Raw genomic sequence first — 17,858 nt, 5'->3', positions numbered from 1 at the left:
TAGTTTTATAAATAATAATTTGATTTGTTTGGGGGGGGGGGGTCTAAAAATCCCATTCACCACGAGCAAACTTATGTTATTGATTATTTTTAACCTGACTATTATTAATCAACCATCATTTCACACATTGCATCATTTTCTTATTCTACACTCAGCAACCAGATCATATTTTTTGTATTCGATTTCAAATAGTTGATATTCCATTATTTATTAAATGGCACATTTTTTGTCAATAAAAAAACCACATAAAGTGGTATTTTTTATCTAACTTGAAGCGTTTAATGCTTAAAGAGAATTCGTTTGCTCACTTGGAGTAAGTGGTTGAACTAAAACGATCTCACCTTCCTCTACTTTATGTCCTTCAGTTTTAGCAATGACCGCGGTTGCCACACTATTACCAATAATATTCGTTGCAGTACGTCCCATGTCTAAGAAGTGGTCTACTGCAAGAATCAGCAAAATACCCGCTTCTGGAAGTTTAAACATTGTTAATGTTGCAGCAATCACTACCAACGATGCGCGAGAAACACCTGCAATTCCCTTACTAGTGATCATCAGTGTAAGTAATATTAATATTTGTTGTGAGATACTTAAATCAATGTTATAGGCTTGAGCAATGAATAACACTGCAAATGACATATAAATCATTGAACCATCAAGATTAAATGAGTAGCCTAGTGGAAGTACAAAGCTAGTAATACGCTTTGGTACACCAAATTTTTCCAATGCTACAATTAGTTTTGGGTAAGCGGATTCACTACTTGCTGTTGCAAAACCTAATACTACAGGTTCACGAACAGTCTTAAGCAAACGAAATACATCTTTTTTCAAAAAGATATAGCCAACAGTAATAATCACAGCCCAAAGAATGAAAAGACTGGCATAAAAAGAGCCTATAAAAACACTATAGTCTATAATTATTTGTGGTCCTTTTAAGGTAATTGCAGAAGCAATTGCCGAGAAAACAGCAATAGGAGAAAACATCATAACGTAATCGGTAATACGGAACATAACACGACACAATTCATCAATAATTTTCGCAATTACCGTACTCTCATCTTGCTGATGATGAACATAAGCTAAGGCTGAGCCAAAGAAAATAGAGAATATAAGAATCTGTAAGATTTCATTGTTCGCCATCGCCTCGGCGAAACTTTTTGGAAAGATATGTGTAATAAAAGCTTGTATATTTAAACTTGTTGCACTGATACCCACATCAACAGGTGCTGTAGGAATTGGGAGATTCATTCCTGCACCAGGTTGTAATAGGTTTGCCATGCTCATACCTAAAAGTAAAGAAATGAGAGATGCACCAATAAACCAACTCATGGCCTTAAGTGTAATAGAGCCTAATGATGATGACTTACCCATTGAAATCAGCCCTGAAACAATTGTTGCAAAGACCAATGGTGCAATAATCATTTTAATTAATCTTAAGAATACATCTGTAAGAATTTTAAAATATGATGCAATATTTTCAGCTTGAGTCGAACTCAAATGACTATGAAAAAGCCAACCAATTAGTATTCCAGAAACCATAGCAACTAAAATAAATTTTAATAGTTTTTTCTGATCCATAAAAACTTCCTTTTAATACCCTAAAATCGATAAAAACATCTCATTTTTTATAAAATGTTTTTATGTTGTTCCATCCAAGTCAAATATCCATTTAACTTAGGGCTGTTGGCAAAATTTATAGAAAGTAGATCAGAATTAAAAATGCAAAAATGGATATTTCTATGCAAAATTTGCATGGAAATATCCACAATAATATATAAAATGCCAATGACATTATTCATTTAATAAATCTAAAGATTGTTAATATTTTTTAAAAAGCCGCATCTGGTTACTGATAATTAAACATTTCCGATCATAATATTTCTTTACAACTTCTTAGACTTCTTTTCGCTTATGAATGGAGGCATTATTTAGAATTAACAAACAGTTTCGAGATGAAATATCTTTCAATAAATACTCAAGCCAACTTGTAAAAAGCTTATGTTCACATGTTCGATTAAACACAGTAAAAGTGATACGCTGAACTTGATCGGACTGCACTGAGACTAGTCCATCCCATTTTATGTAGTCTTGATATTAGAACACCATAAGAAACTTCATACGCGAAGTGACTCTTAAATAACGCAATGAGTAAATAACGCAATGAGATATTTGCTTGTTGAAAATGGCATATTTTAACAAAGGTTTAATCAGTGGCTAGATTCAGAATAACTGAAGCCCTGCCCATATTTTCAAATTTTGGTTGAGCGAGTTTTCTTATTTATTTTTAATCAAAATATTCTTAATCAAAACCCAATGTTGTACGAGCAATATGGAAAGTCATATATACTTTTGATTTGTGTCCTGTAGAATCATACGCTTGCATCACTTTCACATAAATCTTCGGAGTAAAATTTTGGCATATTTTTATAGCTAAATCATTTTTTATACTGTAGCTCAAAATAGATTTTTAGCTATCAAATCCAATCCAATATCAATCACTATTCTGATTAAATAATATCTAATTTTGCGTATTCTTTAGTTTATACTTTTCCTACTAGAGAGCTAAGCCATTAGTCAACATTCTTGGGGCATTACGAAAGAATAAGTTGACTACAGCTTAGCTATACTAAAAATAGTTTTCGATATTTTAGTATTTAAATTTCACATTTAAACGAACCATTAATGGATCACCCCAATTGACCAACTGAGCATTCGGCGTTGTTCCAGCCAAATATTCTTTATCAAATAAGTTTTTAATGCTTAAGCCTGCGCCCCAACTTTCCGCTTCATAACCTGCATTTACGTCAATTAATGTGTAACTTGGCAAATAAACAAAATCTGTATTGCGTTGAGCCGTACGTGAACCTTGATAGCGAATACCCGCTCCGATATTCCACCCTAGCTTATCTGGACTAAAATAATATTGAGTAGATAATGAACCTGCATTTTCAGGCACATGATTAGTTCGTTTACCAATCTCACTAGCAATCACGCTTTCAGTGACTTTTGCTGTAGGAATATAACTATATGTTGCCGATACATTCCATTGCTTAGTTAATGCTGCGGCAAGTTCTGCTTCAAATCCTTGGGTAACTTGCTCCCCTGTTTGAATTGAAAAATTTCCAGACGCATCTGATTCGGTGACATTTTTACGGGTCAAATCATAATATGCCATATAGCCTTGCAAGCGCTGATCCAAAGCCTGAAACTTTATGCCTACCTCTGCTTGTTTACCTTCCTCTGGATTGAGCAAGGTGCCGTTTTCACCAGAATCAGTTACAGGCATAAATGAAGTGGAATAACTAAAATAGGGTGCAAACATATCATTGATGCGATACATAACTGAAGCACTGCCTGTAAAAGCATTATCTGAATTTTTAGTGGTCGTGTTTTTTAACACACTATCAATTTCAACTTGAGTCCAATCATGACGACCTGACAATCCAATAATCCAGCGATCATCAATTTTAATGGTATTTCGTATATAAACCTGCATATTGACTATAGGTAATTTCCTGACTAGGTGCGCCTATTTTTTTAATACTAACATTGCCATAGCTCGGATTATTCGCATTAAAATCATTAATCGTATCTGTTCGACGATAATAATCACTGCGCTCTCGCATCATATCTACACCAGCCATCACATCATAGCTGACAGAACCGAAATCAAAATTACGCTGTAAGTTATTATCTAAAGTATAGTTAGTATCTTGCTTGTCTTGATTGTTAATTGCCCGTTTAATGATTGGTAGCGTATTTGTCCCTGATGCTAATATTGCATTCCCTTTTGTATCCGTTTTTGTTACTGCAAAATTTTGTTTAAAAGTCCAATCATTATCAAAGTAATGCGCATAATTTGCGCCAACCCGATACACATCTACATCATAGCCATAACCAGGCTCACCAAAAAATAAGCTTGGTGAATACTTTTTATAATTACCGTTACTATAGGGAATACCCTGCTGACGAATATAATCACGATGCTGATAACTAGCAATAACTGATAAATCATCTTTATCGTCTAAATCAAAATTATATGATGATGCAATATATTGATTTTTAAAATAAACATAATCTGTTGGATCATCTTGATCCGATACTCGTCCAACTACACGAAAAGCGCCTTTTTCAGTTTCGTTAGGCGCATAGTTAATGTCAAACGTACCTTCTTTTAAGCCATAGCTGCCATAACTTAAACCAGCACGTGAAAATGATTCTGCTTGTGGTCGTTTAGTGGTCAAATTGACAAGACCTCCTGGCAAAGCCAATCCAAAGCCCACAGAAGTAGGACCTTTTACGACTTCAATAGACTCAAGCCCAGAAATATCTTCTGCTCTTAGTACATTGTCTGATGCTTGTACACGTAATCCATCAATATAAGTTTGTGAACTAGAAATTTGCCCACGGATAATAAAATCATCCCAACCCCGACGTCCATATTGCCCAGATGTAACCCCTGCAACCCCATCTAAAGCCTCTGCAACTGTTTTGGCTTGTTTCTGTTCTAATTGTTGATTCGTAAGAACACTAATCGACTGTGCGGTTTCAAATAAAGGGGCACTTGACCGAAGCACTGCACTAGCTTTTTGTGCAGCATAGGCTTTTTCGCTATTTTCAGCCTGTATAGTAATGACGGGCAATTGATTAATGCTAGGAGTTTTCTCTACATCAGAGTCCGATTGAGCCTGTGATGCAGTTGCCATCAAGGCAAGTACTGAAAATGCTAAGGTAGATTTATTAAACCACATGACACAAAAACCACAAATACAAACATAAACCTTAATTATAATCATTTTCATTTATTATTGTTGCTATTTATTTAAATAAGTTAAATATTAAAATGCTTTGTTGTACAAAAAATTAAAAATAAAGTTCCCATATCACCTCAAATTTAAGAGACTACTTGGCTATGAGGTCGTCCTAGCTCCATAAATTTATTGATGAGTACAGCTGTTTAGTCCTGTCTTATGATCAAATCTATATCTCGACTCTCTTTACACATAGTTATAGGTTTTGTTCAGAGCATCATTAGATTCTGTAGGTGAGATTGTATAGCTCCAGATTATTCCAAGCCTCTCATTTTCCCACTAGCTTAGGTTATAATAATTCCCTCCCAAAATATGGTTGATCTATTATGAACACCTCCAATGACCCTTTACACGGCAAAAAACTTACTGATATTTTGGATGAATTATTGGATTACTACGGCGGCTTTGAAGGCTTAAATCGTAAAATTGAAATTAGATGTTTCTGCATAGATCCAAGTGTTAAATCATCATTGCGATTCTTACGTACCACACCATGGGCACGTGAAAAAGTAGAAAACTTATATTTGTATGTCTTACGCCAAAAAGCCAAACAGAAATCGTAGCTATCAAAAACCTAGCCTTAGCATACTATTTTATATCAAATAATAATCTACACTTATTGAATAGTCGCCAATTTTGTAGACACCTTTGAATTAGTGGTTGGACTGCTACCACTCTCCTAAATAATACTGTGACTAAATCTAGAACTTGCCAAATCTTATAGTGAATTATGTTTTGTACTATAAATGCTGAAAGATAGATCAAAAATCAACCAAATGCATAGTTGATTTTTGATTTATAAAAAAGATCAATCCCTTTGAGTCTATCAATACATTACTTTTCTAAAGCATATGCAATCACATAATCGCCATGATCAGGTGACTGACGTGCCCCACCTGCGGAAATGACCACATATTGTTTACCTGTTTTTGGAGAAATGTAGCTCATTGGTGTACCTTGGCTACCCACAGGTAAACGCGCTTTCCATAATTCTTCACCATTTGATGAATTGAAAGCACGTAAGTAGAAGTCTTGCGTTGCAGCAAAGAATACTAAACCACCTTGTGTCGCCATTGGACCACCAATGGTTGGCATACCAATCGGTGCTTTTAAACCCATTTTAATACCCATTGGACCTGTATCTTCAACTGTGCCTAAAGGTATCTGCCAAGCCACTTGACGCGTTTTCATATCAATCGCAGTCATGGTCCCGAAAGGTGGCTTTTGACATGGAATGCCTAGTACCGACATAAAGCGATTTTTATTTACTTTATATGGTGTGCCTTTCATTGGTACTGCCCCCATCCCAGTATTAACCTTCTCTCCACCGCTAGCTTCAAGTTTCAAGTCTTCAGGCGTTTGTTTAATTAGCTGAATCCACAAACCTAGGCGCATGTCGTTGACAAACATATAACGATGCGTTGGATCGAATGCAATACTACCCCAATTCATACCACCTAATGAACCCGGAAAACTTAAAGAAATATCAGAACCTGGTGCCGTGAATAGACCATCATAACGCATCGATTTAAAATTAATACGACACATCAATTGATCAAATGGCGTTGCGCCCCACATATCCGATTCAGTCAAGGTTTGATTACCAATTTGTGGCATTTCAACTGAACGTGGTTGGGTTAAACTGTACTGTTCATCAGGAATATCTGCCGCTTTTACAGATTGCTCTACTACTTTAGTTAGTGGTTGACCAGTAACACGGTCAAGTACAAAGAACTGACCCGACTTGGTTCCTATTACAACAGCAGGTTTGGTTTGTCCGTTTTGCATTGGAAAATCGATCAAACTTGGTTGCATCGGTAAATCGAAATCCCAGAGATCATTGTGAACGGTTTGATAAACCCACTTTTCTTTACCTGTGGTTGCATCTAAAGCCAGAACAGAAGAATTGTATTTATGATCCACAGGTTGACGGTTTCCGCCCCACACATCGACTGATGAACTTCCCATCGGTAAGAATACAGCGTTCATTTTCGGGTCATAAGACATTGCAGCCCAAGAGTTAGCTGAACTACGTTTATAAATTTCACCTGGTTTTAATACATAGTTTGGATTTGAATTGCGTGGATCAAAGGCCCAACGTAGTTGTCCAGTAATCACATCATAGGCACGGATAACGCCACCTGGCATATCCGCTGCAAAGTTATCAGCAATACGACTCCCGACGATGATGCTAGTACCTGCAATGGTTGGCGCCGAGGTCACCTCAAAACGAGGTGCTTGCGTGCCCGCGCCTAGACCTTCCAATAAGTTCACTGTTCCATCGACACCAAAGTCTTTACAGCGTTCGCCCGTATCTGCATTGACGGCAATTAAACGACCATCAGGGGTATTGGTATAAACACGACGTGGACATGCAGTATTATTTGCGACCAAAGTAACAGCATTAGCGCCTGTTAAAGTTGGTTGCACCAAGGCTTGAGTTGAGTCAAAGTAACCTACACCACGACACCGTTCCCAAGCATCGGCTTTAGAGTTTACTTCGGCTTTCCAAATTTGTTTACCTGAGTCTGCATCTAAGGCAATGATGTTGTTATGCGGTGTACATAAAAAGACTTTCTCACCAACCTGTAAAGGGGTGAGCTGGTCTTCTGCACCATTACCTGTACCTGAGGTCATATCTCCTGTTTGAAAGCGCCATGCTTCCTTTAGCTTGGACACATTATTACGGTTAATCTGATCCAGTGCAGCAAAACGACTCCCACCAGCATCATTACCATAGTGTGACCAGTTCACTTGTTGAGTTTGCGCTGTTACAGGCACCAGTGGTAGTTCTTCACCATTGGCTTTCACCGTTGGGTGTGGAATAAACATACCATACAAACCACCGAGCATGCCTAACACCGTCAAACCACCTAAGGCATATGCTGGTGCTGATGGTGCAATTTGAAATTGGTACTTACGAATAAAAGGTAAAGTAAAACATAGTGCAGCAAATAATCCCGCAGGGAACATTAAACGTGAATGGAGTGCCCAAAAATCCCAACCCGCATCAAACACTGCCCAGATAATAGTCCCTAGAAAAACCAATGCAAATATCCAGACACCCAATGTTTTTTTTCTAAAAATAAACACTGCTGAAATGATGGTCAATAAACCTGCTATCAGGAAATACCATGAACCACCTAGACTAATCAGTTTTCCACCACCGATTAAATAAAATAAGCCAGTTAGCAATAAAGCCAAACCTAATATAAAGCACCATATTTTAAATATGGGTTGAGATTGCGCTTCGGACATACTTTTTACTCCAAATGCTGTGTTTTAAATGATCTCTCCTACTTTATTTTGAGCATCATTCATATCACATCCAAACTTTTGAGCATCCACAATTAACTTGCTTCAACAATGAAAAAAGAGTGTTTAAATTCAGCAACAGTATCGCTTACATTTTAAACACTCTTTCACTTTAAATACGATTAAAAATTTATCTTAATGCTAAGACCTGCCACCCAAGCATCATCCACTTCTTTCACACCAGAAGGTTGATATATATATTGCAGGTTGGGTCTGAGCATTACCGCAGGTGACCACTGATAGGTATAATTCAATTCAACATTGAGTTCGTCATGTTGAATTGGGACATAATCGTTGGCAAGCGCGTCATAACGGTAATAACCACGACCTTCATTGGTGGCTATTTGCTTGTTCGTAACACGGTCATTTACCACATAGTTAGCCAATCCAAAACCGATGGAATCATTTGGGCGGCTATCAAAAGGGCCTTTGTACCAAAGTGCTAACTGTTGCGTACTTTCAACAGCGGTCGTGTCTCGGTCATTGATGACCCCATTAAAACTGATATATAAACCGCGTTTAGGATCAGCCCCGTGTTGGGTCAGTTGTTGTTGAGCATTCAACCAGAAACTATATTTACCATCGTGGATTATTCCTGACGTACCTACATCTTTAGCTTCTGCTGTGGAATACAGTGCACCGAGTTTATATTCGCCCTGTAGACCATTAAATGTAGCAAGTTTAGGTTTCCATGCCAGTTCAACTGGAATGGTGGCCCCTTCGACATTGTCCATATCTAGATTAAAGCCATCACTGTCCGAGTCTGTTTTGACATTATCTGGGTTGACTTCATAGACCCCAACGCCAAGTGACCAGTCTGGTGCAAATTGGTATTTAACATTGGTGCCCCATAAGCTAACAGGCCAGTTATACCAAATCGAACCGATGGATTTTCCAAGCTGCCCACCACACAAAAGTAAGTTCTGAAATTCACATTGTGAGCTGTTAAAGTCATCAGACATGCCCATACGACCAATCTTAAATTGGACATTGTTGTCGTCAAAACCTGTTTTGATCCATGCTTGAGTTAAGCGCCAAATTTTGCCACGACCATAAATTTCTTGGCTGTTGCCTAACGTACTTGCACGAGGGTCTTTAATTCGTTCAAGCGTTAAGGCATTACCATCACGTTTAGTCACCATAATTGCTGCGGTAGTATTTTCCCAACCTGCAATTTTGTTTAAATCAAAATTGGCACCTAAGGTCAACTGTGCAGCATTATCAAAACTACTGTCATCATTATAACCACCAGCCAAATTGGTCGCTGCTTGACTCATAATCGAAGCTGTAAATTTATAACCTTGATCTTCTAGTTGCTTCCGCTCACCGTTCCAATCACCGAATAGCCATTGACGATCTGCCGAATAAAACTCATTGGCTGAAGTAAATTGACAACAAAGTAACGCCAAAGATAATGTACCAATTTTTACAAAATGTGTTTTTAAAATTGATGGTTTTAATAATTGTTGTTGCATAACCAAATATCCTTTTTTTTGTGAGGAAAGCTCAACTCAAGTGAACTTTCCATGCGATTTTTATTATTTAATATGAATGGCTGAGCTCAATTCAGAAGTTGCACCTAAATGGTCGGTCATATTGGCGGTGACATTAGCCAGACCACTTGCCACCTTCCAGATTGCTTGACCTTGACCTTGCGCATTTGTCATCACAACTTGAGTACCTAAATATTGCTCTGCTTCTTGACTCTTCGTTTGAGGATTTGCAAAGAACTCAACCTGATAGCGTTGATTCGGTTGTGCTTGAACTATAGCAGTGACTTGACCTTTGCTATAACTTAAACGTGGTGCTTGAATGTTTTGGTTTGGGATCGCGTTACAGCCTTGTTCATTCGGCTGGGTACAGGTTTTTTGAAGTTTCGCAGCCTCAATAACCACACCACCACCACGAGAACCGACAAAACCTGCATGCTCTAGCGCTGGCACTGCAAACACAATTGAGCCTAACCGTTGATTGGATACACACGAACCACCCGCTTCACAGCGTTTAATATCTTTGCCATTATTCCATATTAAATTTTTGGTCAAGGTTGTGCGGGCATTGACATCTTTTTCTGAACGTATTGCAATACCCAGACGATTCCCATGGACTCTATTGCTGTCAAAAATGTTGCCATCACCTGTGAGATTAAAGCCAATTGAGTTATTAGTCAGTTCATTATAAGCAATGTAATTACGCTTCCCCCAGTTAATTTGCAAACCATCCGAATAGTTTTCAAATTTGTTCCCAACGACTGCATTGTCATTGCCCCACAGAATTTCAATACCTTGAGATGGCTCAGGATTAGCTTTGGTTGAGGTGAACAAGTTATTCGCTATAAGGTTAAATGCTGCACCACGGGTAAGCTCAAGACCATCGCCATTATCCACAAACAGGTTATTCAAAACTTTGTTATTATTGGTAGTCGTCGAGGTTGGATTACCCTTACCATCATCACCAGTCAGCATCACACCTGAACCACCATAGTTATTACTAATACGGTTATTTTGAATCAAGTTATTACTTGAACGGTTCACCAAAACGCCAATACAGAAACGATGAATATCAAGACCTTTTAGCGTTATACCATTTACATCTTGCAGGACTAAACCTGGTAAGGTCATGGTACGGACATTAGTCCCATACTGTTCAGGATTTGCTCCTGGACATGCTTTAGCACCCTCACCTTTAATATAGTTTGAACCATCAAGCGCAATAAACTCGCCTGTTTTATCCCATTGCGTTCCAATTATCTTCACTGAAGATTTAATTGGTGGTAAAGGCTGATTCAGTTTAATGGCATAGGGTGCTTGTCCTACCGCTTGGATGAGAATTTCATTTTCTTGTGCAGTATTGGAATTGGATTGTTCAATTGCCCAACGTAGGGATCCTTTTGCCGTATCATCCTGATAGCGGTCTACCACATAGGTTTCTGCACTGACTAAACCTGAAGTAGCTAAACTCAATACTAATGTGGTCAAACGTAAGGTTGATGGTTTCATATTTTAAATCCTTTTCTATCCATGAATATAAATAACACAGTGCATTTAAGGGGTTGGCTGTACTGTTTTCAATAACTGTTTGAGTTGAGTCACATCAATTTGACCCGGCGCAGAGGCTTCACCAATCATGCCGAAACTTAAACTGCCCCCCATATTGGCAGTTGCGACACGTGAAATCGTCCCTAACTGCCCCATCGACATAGTCAGCAATGGTTTTTGACTTTTTTGACTTACAGCCAGCGTGGCATTCATGAGGGTAAAGACATCTTGTTTTGACTTGGGCATCACCGCAATTTTAAGAATATCGGCACCCATTTGATCTTGTTTTAGCAAGCGATTTTCAATATCTTGTTGCTCAGGTGTTTTTGCAAAATCATGATTCGACATAATCACCAACACGTTCTTGTTATGCGCCAATTTGATTAATTTCGTTATACTGCCTACATCTCGAAACATTTCAATATCGAGCAATTGCATAAATGGCTTTTTCAGGTAGTCGCTATAAATCTTTTCATAGTCTTGGTCAGACACCGTCATTTTCCCGCCTTCGTTATGAGTACGAATGGTGGCAATTAAGGGTTTCTCTTTTAAAATTTGATTGAGTTGCTGACCAAGTGCGATGACTTTTTGGGTGTCGGCAGAGAATTCCAATAAATCGATGCGAAATTCAGCTACGTCTGCATTTGGATTACTAGCAATAACTTGCGCTTGAGCAATGGCTTGCTCTGCTGTTTTTGCGGTAATCGGTACAATAGTTTTGACAGGTAAGTCACCAATATTGAGATTTTTTACCATATAATGTTGTGTCGTAGGAACAACTTCGGCTGAAAATACCGTAGGTGTTGCGGCTAAAACAGCACTACTTAAGCAAAGTTGCATTGCAATTTTTTTAATCTTCATTATTACATTTCCTTGTATTTTCAATAGTCTTCTTCTGTCATCAAGAGCAAATATACGTGGGATGGATGAAATGGATCATGCCATCACCACGTATAAACATTTTTCTCTCATTGATATAAATTGTTTTACGTTTAGTTTGGCTTAGATATCTAAAAAGACAGTTTCATCTTCACCTTGAACACGAATATCAAAGCGGTACACCACCTCACCATCCCGCTCTTCACGTTTTGCGATGAGGGTTTGACGACGAGGTGCCCACTCAATACCTTTCAGTACAGGATCTTGTGCATTAGCTTGGGCTTCATCTTCAAAATACACACGGGTATTCAAGCCAATGTTAATTCCGCGAGCAAAGATAATCAGTGCAATATGAGGTGCCTGAGTTGTCCCTTTACGTCCTAAAACTGAACCCGGTTTAATGGTATTGAAACTCCAAAAACCAGTTTCGAAATCTGCGCCTGTACGTCCCCAACCATGGAAGTGTGGATCGGCTACTTTACCTTGAATATCCTCCGCACTTGGATACACACCGTTGGCATCCGCCTGCCAAATTTCAATCAAAACATCACGTAGTGGTAAACCTAAGCCGTCAAATACTTGACCTTCTAAGCGAATACGTTCGCCTAATGTTTTTTCTTGAACTAACTGATTGTTAAAATTATTTTTAAATACTTCGATGTTTGCTTGTTGTGGCAACAAACCAATGTGTACATATGGCCCACCTGTTTGAGATGGAGTTTCATGCAACTCTTGAAAGTTCCAATGGTTCATGTTGTTCTCCCTGAATTAAGTCAAATCATTTTCAAAATAAGTCGCACGACGCCCACGTAAAGTGATGTCAAAACGATAACAACGACTGTCTGCTTCAATAAAGTTACTCTTGTCTTCAAGAGCAATCAGTGCGCGACGTTGTTCTTCTGAAGGAATGGTTTTAATAATCGGACACGAATCAATCAATGTATCGCCTTGAAAATAGAACTGTGAAATGAGTCGCTGTGCCCACCCATCAGCAAGTAATGAAAAATGGATATGCGCAGGACGCCATTCATTAATACGGTTACGCCAAGGATATGGACCTGGCTTGATGGTGCGAAATACAAAATATCCATTTGCATCGGTCATCATGCGACCACAGCCGCCAAAGTTTGGATCCATCGCACCAATAAACTGATCATTTGGATGGCGATAACGACCAGAAGCATTGGCTTGCCACACTTCGAGCAAAGCATTTTTTACAGGGCGACCAAATTGATCACGAACATAGCCATGCACAATAATGCGCTCACCAATCGGTAAAGCTTCTTTGGCATAATTTAAAATCAAATCGTTATCTTTAGGCCCAAACTGTTCGGCACTAAACTGTGGTGAAGTCACTTCTGTTAAAGTTTCTGCAATCGAAATCAAAGCATTTTTTGGCGAGCGTAATACACTGGTTTTATAGCCTGGTGCATATGCTGGCGGATGATCTTCTGTATTGCGTTGTGCATAAGCACCTAAAGTAATTTGCGACATGTGACGTCCCTCTAAATCTTGTACCATTACTCTTGATTAGTTTGTTCTTGGCTGAGCTGCTGCTCGCTCAGTTTTTGCGGAGCAATGCCCAAATCTGCAAAAACTTCTTCTGCCATGTGCATGGCTGCATTGGCTGCGGGTAAACCGGCATATAGTGAGCAGTGCAATATCAACTCTTTTAAATCGTCTTTGGTCACACCATTGTTAAAACAAGCACGTAAATGCATACGAAGTTCATCTTCACGACCCAATGCCAATAACACAGCAATCGTGACTAAGCTACGGGTGTGACGTGGCATCCCTGGTCTAGACCAGACCTCACCCCACGCAAAACGACTAATAAAATTTTGAAAGTCAGTATTGAAATCATTCAAGTTTTCAAGTGAACGATCTACATGCTTTTCACCCAGTACTTCAGTGCGTACGGTAATTCCTTGTTCATAACGTTGTTCATCATTCATAGGAGAAACCTCAATTAAGTCGCATCGGTATGTGCGACCAGTGATTTAACAAAAATAGCGACTGCTGCTGCTGTTGCTGGAATTAAGAGCAAGCTTAAAATGGCGGTAAATGACCAATCATTACCCAGTAAAACTGCGCCGATCCATGCACCAAATACCGCGCCAAAACGACCAATACCCGACATCCACGCAATACCTGTTGCACGGCACTGAGTTGGATAAAAACGAGCGCTTAGTGCAGGCATTGCCGACTGCGCACCATTAATCGCAACTCCTGCACAAAGCACTAAAATGGCAAGTAATGTTGGATTAGCTAAGTTCTGTCCTACGGTAAATGCAAAAATCCCTGCGACAAAGTAAAAACATGCAATAATCCGATTCGGGTTGAAACGATCCATTGCCCAACCAATAAATAATGCACTGAGCACACCGCCAAACTGGAATAAACCACCAATAAATGCAGCACGTTCCATGGTTGCACCAGTTTCACGCATCAAAGTTGGCAACCAACTGGTGAGCAGATAAATCATCACCAAACCCATAAAATAGGTCAGCCACAATAAAACCGTACCTTTGACATATTTCTGAGAGAACAACATGCTAAACACGCCTTTCTTCTTCGCATCGTCAGTTTTTTCTTCAGGCACATGAAATTCAGTTGCACCCTCTACTTGAGTTGGTGCAATACGTGACAAAATTTGATGAACTTTTGCCTTATCACGTCCTTTAACAATCAAGAAACGATATGATTCTGGTAGGAAGAAAACCACCACAAACATCAAGATCAGTGGAGACCAACCGCCCAATAAGAATAAGCTGTGCCAACCAAAGGTTGGGATCAACCAACTGCTGATGAAGCCACCTGTCGCCATACCTAAGTTGTAACCACAGAACATACAGGTCACGAGTAACGAACGAGATCGTTGTGGGCAATATTCAGAAAATAGTGTGGTTGCATTCGGCATCGCTGCACCTAAACCAATACCCGTTAAAAAGCGTAGTACCACCAAGGTATTTAAGTCAGCCGCATAGGCCGATGCCAAAGTAAAGCCACCAAAAATCAGCATCGAAATACTTAAAACAATCTTTCGCCCAAAGCGGTCAGCGGTTGGACCAGACACCAAAGCGCCAATAATCATCCCGCCTAAAGCCGCACTCATGACTGGCCCCAGTTGCGAGCGGTCTATCCCCCAGTCTTGCGCCAAAGCTGGAGCAATAAAACCCATTGCAGCAGTATCAATACCGTCAACAAAAACAATGAGAAAACATACAATTGCGATCAACCACTGATATTTGCTAATCGGTGCATCATTAATCAGTGCTTGTGCGTCTATACTCGTTTTTTGAGTAGCGTATTCCTGAGACGCCATACCTGCCTCCTTGGGCTGAAAGTCCTTTTAAAAATCCTTAAACTATTGAATCGATCCAATAAACTGACTGAGAGCTTGATTAAACAGCTCAGGTTGCTCAATATTGGACAGATGCGATGCATCAATCACCGCTAATTCACTATTTTGAATCTGTTCTTGCATATAGATGCCATCTGCCACTGTCGTGACAGGGTCAAACACGCCTGCAATTACTAAAGTTGGAATGTGAATCTGTTGAATTTGAGTAGATAGATCTGCTTGCGCAAGCGCTCGGCAAGATTCTGCATAACCCAATGCTGGCGTAGTCGCTAAAGACTGAATGGTACGTTGAGCCAAAGCATCGTGTTGATAATCAAACTGCTCACTAAACCAACGTGTGTGCGTAGTCGCAACCAAGTCTAATAAGCCATTGGCCGTCACAGTATCTGCACGCGCATTCCAACCGTCTTCATTCCAAATTTTGGCTGCTGAATTCGCAACAGTGATGCTGTGAAAACGATCTGCATGGTGAATACCTAACAACAAAGCCGTCATGCCACCCATTGAAATGCCGCAGAAATGTGCTTTTTCAATGTTTAAATCGTTCATAATATCGATCACATCTTCTGCAAGATTTTGTATAGTGGTGTGCTCAATCACATCACTTTTCCCATGACCACGGGTGTCATAAGTCACCACTTTAAACTGTTGTTCAAAGGCGAAAACCTGGGGTTGCCACATGTCTTTATCTGTGCCCAATGAATTTGAAAATATAATCACTGGTGCATTGTCTTGCCCACTGATTGTCACGGATAAAGTTTTGCCTTGACGATTGGTCATCGTGATATTCACTTTGCCTCTCCTTTTGCTTCCTGCAGAACTGCATCAATCTGATCTTGAATATTGCCGAGATATAATGCAGGTTTAAAAATTTCTGAAATCTGACTTTCACTAAAATAGGCCTTGACTGGATCAAGTTCAGTAATGACCTCTTTTAAGTGAACACTTTTTTCAACCGCCGTTTTGCATGCAGCTTCAACCACATGATGTGCCTGTAAGCGCCCCATATGCGGTGCCAAAGCCATCATCACAGCTTCGGCCATAATCAAACCCTGTGTGCAATCTAAATTTCGTTGCATGTTTTCAGCATTGATCTGCATCCCTTGTAAAACATCTAAAGTACGCTCTAAAGCACCCGCACAAAGTTGGAAAATTTCAGGTAATGCTAGCCATTCTGCATGCCATCCGCCTATGCTACGCTCATGTTCCTGTACCATGCTTTGATATAAACTCGACATCAAAACTGGAACACGATTAGCTGCTGCCAGAACGGAAGCAGCAGCAACAGGATTACGTTTATGTGGCATTGTTGATGACCCACCACGCCCTTTCGCTGCGGGCTCAAATACTTCTGCAATTTCAGTTTGCATCATCAATGACCAGTCACGCGCCATTTTTCCCAAATTGCCTGTCACCATCGCTAAAACACTTGAGATCTCAACAATTCGATCGCGCTCACCATGCCATGTACAGTTCGGTACTGTCAGTTGTAGCTGTGCTGAAAATGCATGAATGACCGCTGTTCCTTGAGTTTGTAATGAAGCCAATGAACCAACAGCTCCACCCAATTGCGCCGTGAAGACACGCGCTTTCATGGCTTCAATACGTGCTAAATCACGATGAAATGCCGAAGCCCAGCGTGCGAATTTATGCCCCAAAGTAATCGGTAAGCCTTGTTGTAACCATGTGCGTCCAATCATCACTTGCGAGCGATACTGTTCAGCTTGATTCAATGCAGTGCGGTAACATTGATGAATTAAAGACTCAATCAGTTTCAGTGCTGTTCGACATTGCAGAATACAGGCAGTATCTAAAATATCTTGACTGGTTGCACCCCAATGTACGTAACGTGCAGCATCTACATCGCTTTGTTTCACAATTGCAGTTAATTGCTTCACAAAAGGAATCGCGATATTACCGGCCAAACCTGTTGCAATCGCTAAAGCATCAAAATCAATTTGATTAATCGCAGTATGGGTAATTTGAGATATTGCGATTGCGGCAGATTCAGGAATGATACCAACCTGAGCCTGTACTTTTGCCAAGGCAACTTCAGCCTCAATCATGTAAGACACCAATGCACGATCACTGAAAATTTCAGTCACCTCTTTTTGGTAAAATAAGCTGGCATATAACTGGCTCATGATCGATATTCCTAAAATTTTTCTTAAATTTTCTTAATAATCAAAGCAATACCTTGACCAACCCCAATACACATTGAGCAAAGCGCATATGTACCACCTGTTACTTCAAGTTGGTTGAGTGCTGTGGTGACTAGACGTGCACCCGAAGCACCCAACGGATGACCTAATGCAATAGCACCACCATTTGGATTGACATGTGCTGCACCATCTTCAAGACCTAAATCACGAGTAACCGCCAAAGCTTGAGCTGAAAATGCTTCATTTAGTTCAATCACATCCATCTGCTCTAATGTTAGATTGGCTTGTT

12 protein-coding genes and 2 pseudogenes are annotated in these 17,858 nt (G+C 39.7%); 1 reads left to right on the top strand and 13 read right to left on the bottom strand.

What is annotated here, in order from left to right:
- Positions 1-285 precede the first annotated feature (285 nt).
- Positions 286-1,578, bottom strand: coding sequence for a dicarboxylate/amino acid:cation symporter (locus ACK1JC_RS01240; RefSeq protein WP_409510031.1), 1,293 nt, complete (start codon positions 1,576-1,578; stop codon positions 286-288).
- A gap of 1,069 nt (positions 1,579-2,647) precedes the next feature.
- Positions 2,648-4,751: pseudogene (locus tag ACK1JC_RS01235) on the bottom strand (TonB-dependent siderophore receptor).
- Positions 4,752-5,137: 386 nt separating this feature from the next.
- Between ACK1JC_RS01235 and ACK1JC_RS01230 the strand changes: the two are divergent.
- The gene (locus tag ACK1JC_RS01230) at positions 5,138-5,374 is read left to right on the top strand and encodes a VF530 family DNA-binding protein (RefSeq protein ID WP_409510030.1); all 237 of its coding nucleotides are present in this window, start codon (positions 5,138-5,140) and stop codon (positions 5,372-5,374) included.
- 271 nt (positions 5,375-5,645) lie between these two features.
- On the opposite strand, the gene ACK1JC_RS01225 is transcribed toward ACK1JC_RS01230, so the two are convergent.
- From ACK1JC_RS01225 to ACK1JC_RS01175, 11 genes and pseudogenes are all read right to left on the bottom strand, one after another.
- Positions 5,646-8,069 carry a glucose/quinate/shikimate family membrane-bound PQQ-dependent dehydrogenase gene (locus ACK1JC_RS01225; RefSeq protein ID WP_409510029.1) on the bottom strand — a complete coding sequence of 808 codons (2,424 nt, stop codon included), beginning with the start codon at positions 8,067-8,069 and terminating at the stop codon, positions 5,646-5,648.
- 179 nt (positions 8,070-8,248) lie between these two features.
- Entirely contained in the window at positions 8,249-9,601 is a 1,353-nt protein-coding gene (locus ACK1JC_RS01220) for a carbohydrate porin (protein ID WP_409510028.1), read from the bottom strand.
- A 63-nt stretch (positions 9,602-9,664) separates the two neighbouring features.
- Entirely contained in the window at positions 9,665-11,125 is a 1,461-nt protein-coding gene (locus tag ACK1JC_RS01215; protein WP_409510027.1) for a NosD domain-containing protein, read from the bottom strand.
- A 45-nt stretch (positions 11,126-11,170) separates the two neighbouring features.
- A complete protein-coding gene (gene aroD, locus ACK1JC_RS01210; protein ID WP_409510204.1) occupies positions 11,171-12,028 on the bottom strand; it encodes a type I 3-dehydroquinate dehydratase in 858 nt (285 codons plus the stop codon).
- 138 nt (positions 12,029-12,166) lie between these two features.
- A complete protein-coding gene (pcaG, locus tag ACK1JC_RS01205) occupies positions 12,167-12,796 on the bottom strand; it encodes a protocatechuate 3,4-dioxygenase subunit alpha (RefSeq protein ID WP_409510026.1) in 630 nt (209 codons plus the stop codon).
- A gap of 15 nt (positions 12,797-12,811) precedes the next feature.
- A complete protein-coding gene (gene pcaH / locus ACK1JC_RS01200) occupies positions 12,812-13,537 on the bottom strand; it encodes a protocatechuate 3,4-dioxygenase subunit beta (protein ID WP_409510025.1) in 726 nt (241 codons plus the stop codon).
- A 26-nt stretch (positions 13,538-13,563) separates the two neighbouring features.
- Positions 13,564-13,998 (bottom strand): 4-carboxymuconolactone decarboxylase, encoded by a 435-nt coding sequence (gene pcaC, locus ACK1JC_RS01195; RefSeq protein WP_409510024.1) that lies wholly within the window; start codon positions 13,996-13,998, stop codon positions 13,564-13,566.
- A 14-nt stretch (positions 13,999-14,012) separates the two neighbouring features.
- Entirely contained in the window at positions 14,013-15,368 is a 1,356-nt protein-coding gene (locus ACK1JC_RS01190; RefSeq protein ID WP_409510023.1) for an MFS transporter, read from the bottom strand.
- A 42-nt stretch (positions 15,369-15,410) separates the two neighbouring features.
- Positions 15,411-16,187: a 3-oxoadipate enol-lactonase gene (gene pcaD, locus ACK1JC_RS01185; protein ID WP_409510203.1), complete on the bottom strand. Its 777-nt coding sequence runs from the start codon at positions 16,185-16,187 to the stop codon at positions 15,411-15,413.
- Positions 16,188-16,195: 8 nt separating this feature from the next.
- Entirely contained in the window at positions 16,196-17,551 is a 1,356-nt protein-coding gene (pcaB, locus tag ACK1JC_RS01180; RefSeq protein WP_409510022.1) for a 3-carboxy-cis,cis-muconate cycloisomerase, read from the bottom strand.
- Positions 17,552-17,574: 23 nt separating this feature from the next.
- Positions 17,575-17,858 (bottom strand): annotated as a pseudogene (locus ACK1JC_RS01175) (acetyl-CoA C-acyltransferase); the annotation flags it as partial.

The sequence above is a fragment of the Acinetobacter sp. TY2 genome, assembly GCF_046269225.1.
Lineage (GTDB): Bacteria > Pseudomonadota > Gammaproteobacteria > Pseudomonadales > Moraxellaceae > Acinetobacter.
Note: the sequence above shows the minus strand (reverse complement) of the source record. Positions and strands in the feature narration are given on the sequence as shown.

Coding starts and splice junctions, on each gene's coding strand:
- ACK1JC_RS01190 (WP_409510023.1), bottom strand. CDS start 15,368: ATGGCGTCTCAGGAATACGCTACTCAAAAAACGAGTATAGACGCACAA.
- ACK1JC_RS01215 (WP_409510027.1), bottom strand. CDS start 11,125: ATGAAACCATCAACCTTACGTTTGACCACATTAGTATTGAGTTTAGCT.
- ACK1JC_RS01240 (WP_409510031.1), bottom strand. CDS start 1,578: ATGGATCAGAAAAAACTATTAAAATTTATTTTAGTTGCTATGGTTTCT.
- pcaD (WP_409510203.1), bottom strand. CDS start 16,187: ATGACCAATCGTCAAGGCAAAACTTTATCCGTGACAATCAGTGGGCAA.
- pcaB (WP_409510022.1), bottom strand. CDS start 17,551: ATGAGCCAGTTATATGCCAGCTTATTTTACCAAAAAGAGGTGACTGAA.
- pcaH (WP_409510025.1), bottom strand. CDS start 13,537: ATGTCGCAAATTACTTTAGGTGCTTATGCACAACGCAATACAGAAGAT.
- ACK1JC_RS01220 (WP_409510028.1), bottom strand. CDS start 9,601: ATGCAACAACAATTATTAAAACCATCAATTTTAAAAACACATTTTGTA.
- pcaG (WP_409510026.1), bottom strand. CDS start 12,796: ATGAACCATTGGAACTTTCAAGAGTTGCATGAAACTCCATCTCAAACA.
- pcaC (WP_409510024.1), bottom strand. CDS start 13,998: ATGAATGATGAACAACGTTATGAACAAGGAATTACCGTACGCACTGAA.
- ACK1JC_RS01225 (WP_409510029.1), bottom strand. CDS start 8,069: ATGTCCGAAGCGCAATCTCAACCCATATTTAAAATATGGTGCTTTATA.
- ACK1JC_RS01230 (WP_409510030.1), top strand. CDS start 5,138: ATGAACACCTCCAATGACCCTTTACACGGCAAAAAACTTACTGATATT.